A 15,080-nucleotide genomic window follows, 5' to 3' on the forward strand; every position below is an offset into this window, starting at 1 on the left:
TACATGGAACAAACGGTGGGAGCGGGAGCGCCCATTCCCACCGCTTGATGTCCCTCTATACACGCCGGACTCAGCGGTTCAACGGTGCCACGAAGCGGCTGTCGGCGGCGCTGTAGACCCAGGGTTCATCCACATCGGTGACTTTGAAACGCAGGGTCTGCGAGCTGCGCGTCGGGGCTTGCGCGAGCAACGCCACCGACACCGGTACATCAACGATTTCCCCCGGCGCCAGGCTGAGCGCGGTCTTGCCCTGCAGCTCGAAGCCCTCGGCATCTTCCAGTTGCACCCGGTAATTCTGGCGTTGCTGGGTTTTGTTGATGACCTTGAGGCTGTAGATGTTTTCGATCAAGCCTTGGGCGTTCTCGCGGAACAGGCCACGGTCTTTGGTCACATCCAGCGACACCATGGGCCGCTGCACCAGCGCCACCACCAGTGCGGCAATCATCACCAGCAGCACGGCACTGTAGCCGATCAGGCGTGGTCGCAGCAGCCGGGTTTTGCCGCCTTGCAGTTGATGCTCGCTGGTGTAGCTCACGAGGCCGCGCGGGTAGCCCATTTTGTCCATGATCGAATCGCACGCGTCGATGCAGGCGGCGCAGCCGATGCATTCCATCTGCAGGCCGTCGCGGATATCAATGCCGGTGGGGCATACCTGGACGCACAGTTGGCAGTCGATGCAGTCACCCAGGCCGACGTCGGCCGGTTTGACCTCGCGTTTGCGCGGGCCACGCTGTTCGCCACGGGCGCTGTCGTAGGAAATGGTCAGGGTGTCTTTATCGAACATCACGCTCTGGAAGCGGGCATAGGGGCACATGTGCATGCACACGGCTTCGCGCAGCCAGCCCGCATTGATATAGGTGGCGGCGGTAAAAAACAGCACCCAGAACAGGCTGACGCCGCCCAGTTGCCAGGTCAGCAGTTCGGCGGCCAGCGGGCGGATCGGCGTGAAGTAACCGACGAAAGTCAGCCCGGTCAGCACACTGATCGCCAGCCATAACGTGTGTTTGGCCGAACGCCGTGCGAGCTTGTTCAGGCTCCAGGGCGCGGCGTGCAGCTTGATGCGCTGGTTGCGCTCGCCCTCGGTGACCTTTTCACACCACATGAACAGCCAGGTGAACGAGCTTTGCGGGCAGGTGTAGCCGCACCACACGCGGCCGGCAAACACGGTGATCGCAAACAGGCCAAAGGCGCAGATGATCAGCAACGCCGAGAGCAGGATGAAATCCTGAGGCCAGAAGGTGGCGCCGAAGATGTGGAATTTACTCTCGGCCAAGTCCCACAGCACGGCCTGGCGACCGCCCCAGTTCAGCCACACGGTGCCGAAAAACGCCAGGAACAGAAGGCCTGCACCGGCCACGCGCAAGGTGCGATACAGGCCGGTGAAGCTGCGGGTATGGATCAGGTTGTCGCTGGATGTGACCTTCACCTTCTTTGGGTGAATCGGCTCAAAGGTTTCCACGGTGGGGATTCGTTCGCTCATGGTCGTTCGCTCATCAGCCTCCATCAGGCCAATGAACTATGCGACGCGGTCTGTTTGCATAACAGACTCAGGTATGGCGATTAAAAGCGGATCAGATGAACACCCGTCGTCCACCTGCGACAATGTGCTGCACCCCGCGGCACCTGAGGTACAGCCTGATCCAGGGCAGGTTGCTACAGATCAATCAAATCGCCGAACCAGGCTCGGTGGCTTTCTTGTGCCGGCGCCCATCGGTGGCGCCGGCCACCGTCAGGGCATCGGCTTCCTGCTCGGTGATGTAAACGCGCTGGGCGTTCAGTTCGACGTAGGACATGGCTTTGTCGATGTCTGTACTCACCGTCACGGCCTGCGCCGGCTGGCTGTATTCCTGGCCGTCTTCGTTGAGCTTGAAATAGCACGTCTGGTGTTCGATACGCACGGGCATGACGATCTCCTTTTCATGGGCTGACCAAGTTTAGGTCCCTGCGCAGCGCAAGGCGTTCCAGGCAACTGACTGGCGGTCGCCGCTGTCCATGCTTTATCACCCTCAACCAAGGAAACAGACCATGGACGCCTGGTGGCATGAAGCGTGGCAAACCCTGCAAGCCGAGTTCGCCGATATCGGCGATGCCCGGCAACTGACCCAGATCACCGTGCGGCTGGTGATCGCCGCGATTCTCGGCGGCATCCTCGGCTTCGAGCGCGAGCATAAGGGCAAGGCGGCGGGCGTGCGCACTCATATGCTGGTGGCCATGGGCGCCGCGTTGTTTGTGATGGTGCCGCAGATGTCCGGTAATCAGGCGGACGCCATGAGCCGGGTGGTACAGGGGGTGATTGCGGGGATTGGTTTCCTCGGTGCCGGCACCATTCTCAAAGGCAAGGAGGAGGATGACGGCCAGCACGTCAAGGGCCTGACCACCGCTGCCGGCCTGTGGATGACCGCCGCCATCGGCGTGGCGGCGGGGCTGGGGCGTGAATCAACTGCGGTGCTCAGCACCTTGTTGGCGCTGGCGGTGTTCAGCGTGATGCCGAGTATCGTCAAGCGGTTGGACAAGGACTGACGATCACCGGCGGCATCGTGGTCGGTGGCTCCTGCACCGGTGGCGGCGGGTTTTCCGGCGGTTCTTGCTCCGGGATCGGCTCGGGGTCGGTGGGCGGCAGTGTCGGGTTGTCGATATTCGGATCAGGGGTTTCAGCCGGGATCGGGATATTCATTCGGTGTGGCCTCCTTTGTGCTTTGCTCTATCGGTGGACAATCGCCCGCGCAATTTGATTCCCGCTCAATGGCGCCACATCCACCTGAACTTTTGACCGCTGTGCAGGCTCGGACCTTTTACGGCCCTGCTCAGGGAGAGTCTCGCCGTATCAGAATTCGAATCAAGCAAAGAGCGTCCACAGGGCGTAAGGGGAAGATGCTCGATGACTGCTGAAACACTGGTTCCAGAAGATTCCTTATTGCCGCTGTCCCAGGCGCTGTTGCTGCCCAGGATCGCGATCGAAAGCACCATGCCGGTGATCGACGGCGGCGAATTTGCCGTCAAGGCCGTGGTCGGCCAACGCCTCAACGTCACCAGCAAGGTCTTCGCCGACGGCCATGACAAGCTCGCGGTGCTGATCCGCTGGCGCGCGCGCCAGGACGAAAGCTGGCACAGCGTGGTGATGAGCGATGTGGGCAACAATGGCTGGGAAGGCGCGTTTACCGTCGCCGCCATGGGGCCCCACGAGTACTGCATCGAAGCGTGGATCGATACCTTCGCCAGCTTTTGCTATGAGCTGCGCAAGAAGCACGAGGCGGGTGTGCCGGTAAGCCTGGAGCTGCAGGAAGGCCGCAGCCTGGTGTTGCAGGCCGCCGAGCGCAGCGACAACGAACTGCGCGACCGCCTGATGCTGTTGCACCACGAGCTCTCCGGCCTGCTGGAAACCGAGCAGGTTGCGCTGTTCCTGCACGAAGACAGTGCACACCTGATGACCCAGGCCGACCACCGCGCCTATTTGAGCGTGAGCCCCGTGTACCCGATCGACGTTGAACGTGAGGCCGCGCAATTTGCCAGCTGGTACGAGCTGTTTCCGCGCTCGATCACCGACGACCCGGCCCGCCACGGCACCTTCAACGATGTGCACGCGCGCTTGCCGATGATCCATGACATGGGCTTTGACGTGCTGTACTTCCCGCCCATTCACCCGATCGGCCGCAGCCATCGCAAGGGCAAGAACAATTCGTTGACGGCCGGCCCCGATGACCCCGGCAGCCCCTATGCCATCGGCAGCGAGGAGGGTGGCCATGAGGCGATTCACCCGCAACTGGGCAGCCGCGATGACTTCCGCCGCCTGGTCAAGGCCGCCGCCGACCACGGCCTGGAAATTGCTCTGGATTTCGCCATCCAGTGCTCCCAGGACCACCCCTGGCTCAAACAGCACCCCGGCTGGTTCAACTGGCGCCCGGACGGCACGATCAAATACGCGGAAAACCCACCGAAGAAGTACCAGGACATCGTCAACGTCGATTTCTACGCGGCGGATGCGATCCCCAGCTTGTGGACCGAACTGCGTGACGTCGTGGTGGGCTGGGTGGAAGAGGGCGTGAAGACCTTTCGCGTCGACAACCCCCACACCAAGCCACTGCCGTTCTGGCAATGGCTGATCAGCGATGTGCGCGCCAAGCACCCCGAGGTGATTTTCCTCGCCGAAGCGTTCACCACCCCGGCGATGATGGCGCGCCTGGGCAAGGTCGGCTATTCGCAGAGCTACACCTATTTCACCTGGCGCAATACCAAGGCTGAGCTTAGCGAGTACCTGGCGCAGTTGAACCAGTCGCCATGGCGCGAATGCTACCGGCCGAACTTCTTCGTCAATACGCCCGACATCAACCCAGGTTTCCTGCATGAGTCCGGCCGGCCCGGGTTTTTGATCCGCGCCGCACTGGCGACCCTGGGCTCGGGCCTGTGGGGGATGTATTCGGGGTTCGAGTTGTGCGAAGCGGCGCCGGTGCCGGGCAAAGAGGAATACCTGGACTCGGAAAAATACGAAATCCGCCCTCGAGACTTCACCGCCCCCGGCAACATCATTGCCGAAATCGCCCAGCTCAACCGCATACGCCGCCAGAACCCGGCCTTGCAGACGCACTTGGGCCTGAAGCTTTACAACGCCTGGAACGACAACATCCTGTACTTCGGCAAGCGCAGCGAGGATGGCAGCAACTTTATTCTGGTGGCGGTCAACCTCGACCCGTTCAACGCTCAGGAAGCGCACTTTGAGCTGCCGCTGTGGGAGTTGGGCTTGCCGGATGACGCCCAGACTCAGGGTGAAGACTTGATGAACGGCCATCGCTGGACGTGGTACGGCAAAACCCAATGGACACGACTGGAACCGCAGATGCCGTTCGGGGTGTGGCGGATCAGCACGTCCTGAAGGTGCGCATGTTCTTTTGTGGTGAATGTGCCTTTGTGGTGAGTGTGCCTTGGTGTTGATGGGCGTGTGCGGCAAGCCGGCCACACAAGCCGGCTTGCCGCACACGCTGGCGCACTCCACCCGCCTGCATGACACCGCCGTTTATTTTCCAGGAGTTTCCAATGGCCAAGAAACCCAAGGCTGCCACCTTTATCAAAGACCCGCTCTGGTACAAGGACGCGGTGATTTACCAGGTTCACGTCAAATCCTATTTCGACGCCAATAACGACGGTATCGGTGACTTTCCCGGGCTGATCGCCAAACTCGATTACATCGCCGACCTTGGCGTCAATACCATCTGGCTGCTGCCGTTCTACCCTTCGCCACGGCGTGATGACGGGTACGACATCGCCGAATACCGGGGCGTGCACAGTGACTACGGGACCCTGGCCGATGCCAAGCGGTTTATCGCCGAGGCTCACAAGCGCGGGTTGCGGGTGATCACCGAACTGGTCATTAACCACACTTCCGACCAGCACCCCTGGTTTCAGCGTGCGCGCAAGGCCAAGCCGGGTTCGGCGGCGCGCGACTTCTACGTGTGGTCCGATGACGACCAGAAATACGACGGCACGCGGATCATCTTCCTCGACACCGAGAAGTCCAACTGGACCTGGGACCCGGTCGCCGGTCAATACTTCTGGCACCGTTTTTATTCACACCAGCCCGACCTCAATTTCGACAATCCGCAGGTGATGAAAGCGGTGTTGTCGGTGATGCGCTACTGGCTCGACATGGGCATCGACGGCCTGCGTCTGGACGCCATCCCGTACTTGATCGAGCGTGACGGCACGAACAACGAGAACCTCGCCGAAACCCACGACGTGCTCAAGCAGATCCGCGCCGAGATCGATGCCAACTACCCCGACCGCATGCTGTTGGCCGAAGCCAACCAGTGGCCGGAAGACACGCAGTTGTATTTCGGTGACAAAAAGGGCGATGACGGCGATGAATGCCATATGGCCTTCCATTTTCCCCTGATGCCGCGCATGTACATGGCGCTGGCCCAGGAAGACCGCTTCCCGATTACCGACATCCTGCGCCAGACCCCGGAGATCCCCGCCAACTGCCAATGGGCGATCTTCCTGCGCAACCACGATGAACTGACCCTGGAAATGGTCACCGACAAAGAGCGCGACTATCTCTGGAACTACTACGCCGCTGACCGCCGCGCCCGCATTAACCTGGGGATTCGCCGACGCTTGGCACCGTTGATGGAGCGTGATCGCCGCCGCGTGGAGCTGCTTAACAGCCTGCTGCTGTCGATGCCGGGCACGCCAACGTTGTATTACGGCGACGAAATCGGCATGGGCGACAATATTTACCTGGGCGACCGCGACGGTGTGCGCACACCGATGCAGTGGTCGATCGACCGCAACGGCGGGTTCTCCCGCGCCGACCCGGCCAGCCTGGTGCTGCCGCCGATCATGGACCCGTTGTACGGTTACCAGTCGGTCAACGTCGAGACCCAGACCCAGGACCCGCACTCCTTGCTTAACTGGAACCGGCGCATGCTCGCGGTGCGCAAGCAGTCCAAGGCGTTTGGACGGGGCAGCTTGAAGATGCTGTCGCCGGCCAACCGGCGCATTCTGGCCTACACCCGCGAGTACACCGGCGAGTATGGGCGTACGGAAATCATTTTGTGCGTGGCCAACGTGTCGCGCAGCGCCCAGGCCGCCGAACTGGACTTGTCGGCGTTTGCCGGCATGGTGCCGGTGGAGATGCTCGGCGGAAACGCTTTCCCGCCTATCGGCCAGCTGAATTTCCTGCTGACCCTGGCACCGTATGGCTTCTATTGGTTTGTATTGGCGGCGGAAAACCAGATGCCGAGCTGGCATGTGGAACCGGCGCAGAGCATGCCCGACTTCACCACCCTGGTCTTGAAAAAACGTATGGAAGAGCTACTCGACGAACCCTCCCGCCGCACCCTCGAACAAGCGACGTTGCCAGCCTGGCTGCCCAAGCGGCGCTGGTTTGCCGGCAAGGACACGGCTATCGACAGCGTGCGCATTGTTTATGGCGTACGGTTTGGCGACCCGCAGCACCCGGTATTGCTCAGCGAGCTGGAGGTGAGCGCAGGCGGCCAGGTCAGTCGTTACCAGTTGCCGTTCGGTTTTCTTGGCGAAGATCAGTTCACCAGCGCCTTGCCCCAGCAATTGGCCCTGGCGCGTGTGCGGCGTACCCGCCAGGTAGGGCTGGTCACCGACGCCTTCAGCCTCGAACACTTCATCCGCGCGGTCATCCAGGGGCTGCAAGCTGGCACCGTACTGAGCACCAGTGACGGCGACCTGCACTTTGAGGCCCCGCCGCACCTGTCCAAGCTGCAGCTGGGCGATGAGGCGCAGGTGCGCTACCTGTCGGCCGAGCAGTCCAACAGCTCGGTGGTGGTGGGTGAAAGCCTGGTGCTCAAGCTGATTCGCAAAGTCAGCGCGGGTGTGCACCCCGAGCTGGAGATGAGCGCCTACCTCACTGCCGCCGAATACCCGAATATCTCGCCGCTGATGGGCTCGATGATCCGCCGCGACGCCGACGGTCAGGACAACCTGCTGATGATTGCCCAGGGTTACCTGAGCAACCAGGGTGATGCCTGGAGCTGGACCCAGAACAACCTGGAACGGGCGATTCGCGACGAGTTGGCCCAGGCTATTTCCGAGCAAGAGCAGCACTACAACGCCCTCGGTGAACTGGAGGATTTCGCCGGTTTGCTCGGCCAGCGCCTGGGTGAAATGCACCTCGTGCTGGGCGGACAAACTACTGACAAGGACTTCAAACCCGAGGTCACCACTGCCAAAGACACCCAGACCTGGGCCAAGGATGTCGGCGCGCAGATCGAGCGCGCGCTGCACTTGCTCAAGCTGCATCAACACCAATTGAACCCGGCGGACCAGGCATTGGTCAGTGAATTGTTAGCGCAGAAAAAAGCCGTCGCCGCCCATGTCCAGACCTTGGCCAAAGCCACGTTGGGCGGGTTGCGTATTCGAGTACATGGCGATTTGCACTTGGGCCAGGTGTTGGTGGTCAAGGGCGATGCTTACCTGATCGACTTCGAAGGCGAGCCGGCCCGGCCGCTGCACGAACGTCGCGGCAAGCACAGCCCTTATAAAGATGTGAGTGGCGTGCTGCGTTCGTTCGATTACGCCGCCGCCATGGCCCTGAATGTGCAGGGTGTGGATCACTCGCCCGAAGCGGACCTGGCGCGCAAACGCGTGACCGATCGCTACTTGAAAGAAGCACGCCTGGCATTTATCCAGGCTTATCAGGCGGCTACGTCTACACTGGCGCATGACTGGCAAGATGCCAATGGCCAGGAGGCCGCGCTGACGTTGTTCAGTTTGGAGAAGGCCGCGTACGAAGTGGCTTACGAAGCGGAAAACCGCCCGACCTGGTTGCCGGTGCCTTTGCAGGGCCTGCATGGCCTGTTGAGCGGGGCTGTACCGATCAAGCAAGCACCTAAATCGAACACTGCACGCGGTGGGGAGACGTCATGAATTACACGCATAAAGAACCGCTGCAGCCAAAGTTGACTGCAATGCCGGCGTCCAAAGACGTCGAAGCACTGGTGCGCGCCGAGCACCACGATCCATTTTCTATCCTGGGGCCGCACGATGATGAGCAGGGCGGGCAATTTATTCGCGCGTTCCTGCCCGAAGCGCTGAGCGTCCAGGTACTCAGCCGCGAGGGCGGCGAGACCCTCGGCAGCCTCGACGCGACCCAGGTGCCTGGGCTGTTTGTCGGTCACTTCGGCACGCGCCAGCCGTATCTATTGAAAATCCAGTGGGCCGGCGGTGAGCAAATCACCGAAGACCCCTACAGTTTCAGCCAGTTGCTGCTCGGGGAAATGGACCTGTACCTGTTTGCCGAAGGCAATCACCGCGACCTCGGCAGTTGCCTGGGCGCCCAAGTGACAAGCGTCGACGGCGTGCAGGGTGTGCGCTTTGCGGTGTGGGCACCGAATGCACGGCGCGTATCGGTGGTGGGCGACTTCAACATCTGGGACGGCCGCCGCCACCCGATGCGCCTGCGTCATCCTTCGGGTGTATGGGAGATTTTTATCCCGCGCCTGCAGCCGGGTGCGGCCTACAAGTACGAAATCCTTGGCGCCAATGGGATCCTGCCGCTCAAGGCCGACCCGATGGCGCTGGCGACGCAACTGCCGCCCGACACCGCCTCCAAAGTCGCGCCGCCGTTACAGGTTGAGTGGCAAGACCACGAGTGGATGCAATCGCGCACCGAGAAGCATAAAACCAGTGCGCCGCTGTCGATCTACGAGCTGCACGTCGGCTCCTGGCAATGCGAGTTGGACGAAGCCGGTGAAGTCGCCCGCCAATATGGCTGGCGTGAACTGGCGGAGCGGCTGGTGCCTTACGTGCAGCAGTTGGGGTTTACCCATATCGAGCTGATGCCGATCATGGAACACCCGTTTGGCGGCTCATGGGGCTACCAGGCGCTGTCGCAGTTCGCGCCGAGCGCGCGGTTCGGTTCGCCGGAGGATTTCGCCTACTTCGTCAATGCCCTGCACAAGGCCGATATCGGCGTGATCCTCGACTGGGTGCCAGCGCATTTCCCTACCGATACCCACGGTCTCGCGCAATTTGACGGCACCGCGTTGTACGAATACGCCAACCCGCTCGAAGGCTTCCACCAGGATTGGGACACGCTGATCTACAACCTGGGTCGCACCGAAGTGCACGGTTTCATGCTGGCCTCGGCGCTGCACTGGCTCAAGCATTTCCACATCGACGGTCTGCGCGTGGACGCCGTGGCGTCGATGCTCTACCGAGACTATTCACGCAAGGCCGGCGAATGGGTGCCGAACCGCCACGGTGGTCGCGAGAATCTGGAAGCGATTGACTTCCTGCGTCACTTGAACGACGTGGTGGCTCTGGAAGCCCCCGGCGCGCTGGTGATCGCTGAGGAGTCCACTGCCTGGCCAGGCGTGAGCCAGCCCACCCAACAGGGTGGCCTGGGCTTCAATTACAAATGGAACATGGGCTGGATGCACGATTCCCTGCATTACATCCAGCAAGACCCAGTGTACCGCGCGCATCATCACAACGAGCTGAGCTTTGGCCTGGTATATGCCTGGTCCGAACGTTTTATCCTGCCGATCTCCCACGATGAGGTGGTGCACGGCAAGCATTCGTTGATCGACAAGATGCCCGGCGACCGTTGGCAGAAATTCGCCAACCTGCGTGCTTACCTGACCTTCATGTGGATGCATCCCGGCAAGAAGCTGCTGTTTATGGGCTGCGAGTTCGGCCAATGGCGGGAGTGGAACCACGATCAGCAGTTGGATTGGTACCTGCTGCAGTACGCCGAACATAAAGGTGTGCAAAAACTGGTAGGGGACTTGAACCGGCTGTACCGCACAGAGCCGGCCCTGCATGACCAGGACGACGCACCCCAAGGTTTCCAGTGGCTGATCGGTGATGACGCGATCAACAGCGTCTATGCCTGGCTGCGCTGGAGCAAGGACGGCAAGCCCGTGTTGGTGGTCGCCAACTTCACCCCGGTGCCCCGTGAAGCCTACGCCGTGGGTGTGCCGTTTGCCGGGCGTTGGAGCGAGGTGATCAACAGCGACGCGGACACCTACGCTGGATCCAATTTCGGCAACGGTGGCGACGTGTTTACCCACGAGGAGCCACGCCACGGGCAGCCGGTGTCGCTGTCCCTGAATCTGCCGCCGTTGGGAGTGCTGATTTTGCGACCGGAAACGCTGTAAACGGCTCTATCTTGCTGGATTCTGTTGTCCGCGGTGCTGGCCGGGTGCCACAATGGCGCCCTTGTCGCGACAGTTGAATCAGGCGAATTTCATGAATGGCCTTGGGCGTAAGCAGGACGAGGATTGCTCCATAGAAGAGCAGGTGCGGACTGACCGTCTGCACCAGCTGTTTCGGCAGTCATTTACCGCCATTTTCGGCAGTTATCTGGCGGCCGCGATGCTGTGCTGGCTGTGCTGGGATCGCTTTGACCATTCAGTCATGGTGGCCTGGCTGGCGCTGCTGGGCCTGTCGGCGCTGTTGCGGGTCAAGATGTTCATGGACTGGTTCCGCTGCCCCAACAGTGAGCGTACCCCCTCCCGCTGGGAGCGCCGTTATTGGTGGACCCTGACGCTCTCCGCAGGGATCTGGGGCGCGGGTGCGCTGGCGCTGATGCCGCCGGATGATCGTTTGTCCCAGGTGCTGGTGATCTTGTTCACCGTGGGCATGTCGGTGAGTGCGGTGTCGTGTTATTCGGCCTATCGCTACATGACGCTGGCGTCCATCGGCCTGGTGTTGCTGCCGTGCACGGTGTGGCTGCTGTTTCAGCCGTCAGCAATGCAGCTAGGCGTGGCGATTGCGGTGTTGGTGTTCAGCACGTTCGTGGTCAGCGCCACCCGTAAATTGTCCGATGCCCTGGAAAAGGCCTTTCGCCTGACCCGGCAAATGGAGCGCGCCCACCACATTTCCAACCTGGCCGCACAAACCGATGAACTGACCGGTTTGATGAATCGACGGGCGTTTTTCGAGCGTGCCCACCTGCTGTACGCGCAATGCCGGCATCATCAGCAACCCCTGTGCGCCTTGATGCTGGACATGGATCATTTCAAGCAGATCAACGACACCTACGGCCATCAGGCTGGCGATCAGGTATTGCGCCAGATTGGCGGAGTGATCAACGCGTCGTTTCGCAAGGCCGATGTCTACGGTCGCTTGGGTGGAGAGGAGTTTGCGGTGCTGCTGCCGGACACCTCGCTGGAAGCCGCGCGGGAAATCGCTGAGCAGTTGGTCAAGGCCATCTCCAACCTGGCGTGCGATCCGGTGCATGGCCTTAGCGCCAGCTTAGGTGTGGCGTTCGCCTATGCGCAGGATCAGGACTTGCACGGGTTGATGAACACGGCTGACAAGGCGCTTTATCGAGCCAAGGCCCAGGGTCGCAATCAGGTGGCGCTGGCAGAGTAGGGCAGGCTCAGTCCTTGAGCATGGCCTTGATCAACACGCGCGAGACCTGCTCGGCAGAGTAGGGCTTGGCCAGAAATTCGAACCCTTCGTAACCACTGTCGGCCAACTCATCGCTGTAGCCCGAGGTGAGCACCACCGGTAAATCCGGCCGTCGCTGGCGCAGCAGTTTGGCCATCGCCACGCCGGTGATGCCGGGCATCACCACGTCCGAGAAAATCACATCAAAGGCCATGGCATCCTGGCCTGCAAGGGTCAGCGCCTGCTCGGCGTCCGTCGCCCAGGTGGTCTGGTAGCCCAGGTCTTGGAGGATCTGGCTGGCAAAACGCCCGACTTCCAGGTTGTCCTCCACGATCAGTACGTGGCACTGCGTGGTGTCCGGAGTTGTAAGAGGGGTGTCCTGGGGGCTCTGCGGCAGCGAGGATTGAGCTTCGACTTGCGGCAGGTACAAGGTGAACACGCTGCCTTGCCCGGGTGTGCTGGTCACGTCGATGTTACCGCCGGACTGCTTGGCGAACCCGAACACTTGCGACAGACCCAGGCCGGTGCCTTTGCCCACGGCTTTTGTGGTGAAGAACGGTTCGAAGATGCGTTCAACGGTGTCCGCTGCAATGCCCTGCCCGGTATCGGCCAGCGAGACCGCGATGTGCGGCTGGCGGGAGCCTGCGTCGCCGCGGATGCTGGGCAGCGGCTGTTGGCCGGCCACTCGCAGTGTCAGCGTGCCCTGGCCGCCCATTGCGTCCCGCGCATTGAGCGCGATGTTGATCAGCGCGGTTTCGAACTGGCTGGAGTCGACACGTGCAAAGCAAGCATGTGGCGGCAGGTGGACCTGTACATGAATACGCGCGCCGGTGACACTTTCGAGCATCTCGCCGATGTTCTGCACGCGCTGGCCCACGTCGAAGACTTCCGGGTTGAGCGGTTGGCGACGGGCAAACGCGAGCAATTGACTGGTGAGTTTACTGGCCCGCTCGACGGTGTCGGACACCGCGCTCATATACCGTTGACGGCGTTCTTCCGAGAGGCCGGGTTGGCGCAGGAAATCCACCGATGAGCGAATGATCGTGAGCAGGTTGTTGAAGTCATGGGCCACGCCGCCGGTCAGTTGGCCAATGGCTTCGAGTTTTTGCGACTGGCGCAGCGCCGCTTCGGCCTGGGCCAGTGCGAGCGTGCGCTCTTCTACCCGCTGCTCGAGGGTGGTGTTGAGCTCGGCATAGGCTGCGAGGCCTTTACGCACGTCGGCATCGGCGCGTACCCGTTCGATATGCGCCCAGGAACGTTCGGTGACTTCGCGCAGCAAGGCCAGGTCGTAGGGTGACCAGGATCGCGCTGTTTTGTCGTGCACGGCCATCAATGCGGTCAGTCGGCCGTTTTTGATCAGAGGCATGCACAGGGTTGCGGTGACGCCCAGGGCCTGGAAGTTGGCGGATTCCGCCGGCGGCAATTCGAGCAGGTTATCGTTGATCACCAAGGGCTCGCCGGCGCGCAAGTAGTCGACGGCCATCGCACCGAAGTCCGCCAGGCGGTAGCGGCCGATGATGCTCGGTGAGCCGGGCGCCGTCCAATTGTCGCGAATAGTGAAACCGTCTTCATCGGCGTCCATGTCGGCGTAGGCGCAATTGCTCACCTGCAGGTGCTCGGCCAGCAATCGGGTGGTGCTGGTCATGATCGCTTCGGCATCGGCGGCGTTGGCCACGGCGTTGCTGATGGTGTCCAGCACTGCCAGACGGCGGGTGAGAAACACCGTGGCGGTGGTTTCGGTCACGGTATCCAGCATGCCCACCACGCGGCCCTGAGGGTCGCGGATCGGGCTGTAGCAGAAAGTGAAGTAGGCCTGCTCCGGCGCATGGCCCCGCTCGATGACCAGCGGGAAATTTTCGATATAGGTCGCGTGGCCCTGGAAGGCAGCGTCGCAAATGGGGCTGATGTCGTCCCACACCTCGCTCCACACTTCACTGAATGGGCGGCCAAGGGCGTAGGGCTTATCGCCCAGGATCGGGATAAACGCGTCGTTGTACAGCGTTATCAGATTGGGCCCCCAAATGATTGCCTTCGGGAAACTTGAAGCGAAACACAGCGCTACGGTGGTCTTGAGAACATCCGGCCACTGTTCCAGTGGCCCCAGGGGCGTACTGGCCCAATCATGCTGACGCACCCGCTCAGCCATATCGCTGCTGCTTTGCAGCCAATTCATCATTGGGAAAACACCTTGTTTACCAGAGTCTGCAATGCGCCGGAAATGCCCTGGCGCAGAGCTACAGACCTGCCCGAACACTGCCAGTTCAGCGCGATTATCCGCTAGATGGCAATTTGATGCTCTATTCGTTTAACTAAAGGATATCTAGAAGGTTTTAGCCCTTGTCTCACCCTCATTGCGTGCCGAACAAGCCCGTCCAGTAGATCCCGGCGTCACTCTTTGGGTCCATCGCATAGGCGGCGCCCAACTCGCGAAATAGCGGGTTCATGAGGTTGGCGCAATGGCCGGGGCTGGCGAGCCAGCCATCGACCACCCTGCGCGGGGTATCCAGGCCGGCGGCGATGTTTTCACCGATGTTCTTCGCGATGTACCCCGCCAGCTCCGCACGGTCGCCGGGGGTGCGGCCGTCATGGTCGAGGTGGTCGAAGAAATTACCGTTGGCCATGTTGCGCGTGTGGCTGTTGGCGGCATCGGCCAGGCTATCGTTCCACGACAACGGTGTGGTCGCCGTAAACGCCTGGGTACCGCACTGACGCGGTTGAGCGCGGGCGGTATTGATCAGGTCGAGCACTTTCCTGCCTTCGGTCTGCCAGTCGCCCAGTCCGCTGGACAGCAGCGGACGCGCCAGCACGATGCGCCAGTCCTGGCCGCTGTTGCTTACGCCGATGTCGACGAATTGCGGGTCCAGCACCACCCGGCAGAAACTTTCACGCACGGCCTTCATGGCGGCCTGGGCGTCCTTGGGCCCCGACAGGCTGATGGCCTGTACATTCACCATCGGGTAGGCCGCCCGCGCCAGGGCCTGCTGCAAATCGCCGACGTTACTGGCCGGCAGCACCAGCCGTGTGTCGCTGGCCAGCGGCGGCAGTTCCTGGGAACCCTGGTCACCGCAGCGTTGCACCTGGCTGCGGTATTCGTTGATCTGTTGGACTAGCTGACTTTCTTCATTCGCCATCGCGCTGGCGCAGAACACCGTACTGGCGGCCAGCGTCGTGAGACCCATCATCAATGACAGAACGCGCATGGACGTTACCCTTGAACT

The 15,080-nt window shown here is 61.4% G+C and carries 10 protein-coding genes; 5 read left to right on the forward strand and 5 right to left on the reverse strand.

Going from position 1 to position 15,080, the window contains the following annotated elements:
- Positions 1-70: 70 nt before the first annotated feature.
- Positions 71-1,480 carry a cytochrome c oxidase accessory protein CcoG gene (gene ccoG, locus PSH59_RS12070; protein WP_305395162.1) on the reverse strand — a complete coding sequence of 470 codons (1,410 nt, stop codon included), beginning with the start codon at positions 1,478-1,480 and terminating at the stop codon, positions 71-73.
- A 184-nt stretch (positions 1,481-1,664) separates the two neighbouring features.
- Positions 1,665-1,904, reverse strand: a complete 240-nt coding sequence (locus tag PSH59_RS12075; RefSeq protein WP_305395163.1) for a DUF3203 family protein — start codon at positions 1,902-1,904, stop codon at positions 1,665-1,667.
- Positions 1,905-2,025: 121 nt separating this feature from the next.
- On the opposite strand from PSH59_RS12075, the gene PSH59_RS12080 reads away from it, so the two are divergent.
- Complete coding sequence (locus tag PSH59_RS12080; RefSeq protein ID WP_248083969.1) at positions 2,026-2,520, forward strand: MgtC/SapB family protein; 495 nt, start codon at positions 2,026-2,028, stop codon at positions 2,518-2,520.
- Here the strand turns inward: PSH59_RS12080 and PSH59_RS12085 are convergent.
- A complete protein-coding gene (locus tag PSH59_RS12085; RefSeq protein WP_305395164.1) occupies positions 2,498-2,674 on the reverse strand; it encodes a hypothetical protein in 177 nt (58 codons plus the stop codon). The genes PSH59_RS12080 and PSH59_RS12085 overlap by 23 nt on opposite strands.
- 204 nt (positions 2,675-2,878) lie before the next feature.
- Between PSH59_RS12085 and PSH59_RS12090 the strand changes: the two genes are divergently transcribed.
- From PSH59_RS12090 to PSH59_RS12105, 4 genes are all read left to right on the forward strand, one after another.
- Positions 2,879-4,867: an alpha-1,4-glucan--maltose-1-phosphate maltosyltransferase gene (locus tag PSH59_RS12090; protein WP_248083967.1), complete on the forward strand. Its 1,989-nt coding sequence runs from the start codon at positions 2,879-2,881 to the stop codon at positions 4,865-4,867.
- A gap of 161 nt (positions 4,868-5,028) precedes the next feature.
- Positions 5,029-8,391 carry a maltose alpha-D-glucosyltransferase gene (gene treS / locus PSH59_RS12095; RefSeq protein ID WP_305395165.1) on the forward strand — a complete coding sequence of 1,121 codons (3,363 nt, stop codon included), beginning with the start codon at positions 5,029-5,031 and terminating at the stop codon, positions 8,389-8,391.
- Positions 8,388-10,625, forward strand: a complete 2,238-nt coding sequence (gene glgB / locus PSH59_RS12100; protein WP_248083965.1) for a 1,4-alpha-glucan branching protein GlgB — start codon at positions 8,388-8,390, stop codon at positions 10,623-10,625. Before treS ends, glgB begins: the two co-directional genes overlap by 4 nt.
- Positions 10,626-10,677: 52 nt before the next feature.
- Positions 10,678-11,844 (forward strand): GGDEF domain-containing protein, encoded by a 1,167-nt coding sequence (locus PSH59_RS12105; protein ID WP_248083964.1) that lies wholly within the window; start codon positions 10,678-10,680, stop codon positions 11,842-11,844.
- A 7-nt stretch (positions 11,845-11,851) separates the two neighbouring features.
- Here the strand turns inward: PSH59_RS12105 and PSH59_RS12110 are convergent, their stop codons facing one another.
- Both PSH59_RS12110 and PSH59_RS12115 read right to left on the reverse strand, forming a co-directional pair.
- Positions 11,852-14,038, reverse strand: a complete 2,187-nt coding sequence (locus PSH59_RS12110) for a GAF domain-containing protein (RefSeq protein WP_248083963.1) — start codon at positions 14,036-14,038, stop codon at positions 11,852-11,854.
- A 172-nt stretch (positions 14,039-14,210) separates the two neighbouring features.
- A complete protein-coding gene (locus PSH59_RS12115; protein ID WP_305395166.1) occupies positions 14,211-15,062 on the reverse strand; it encodes a CAP domain-containing protein in 852 nt (283 codons plus the stop codon).
- Positions 15,063-15,080: the final 18 nt, after the last annotated feature.

The organism is Pseudomonas sp. FP2309 (assembly GCF_030687575.1).
Lineage (GTDB): Bacteria > Pseudomonadota > Gammaproteobacteria > Pseudomonadales > Pseudomonadaceae > Aquipseudomonas.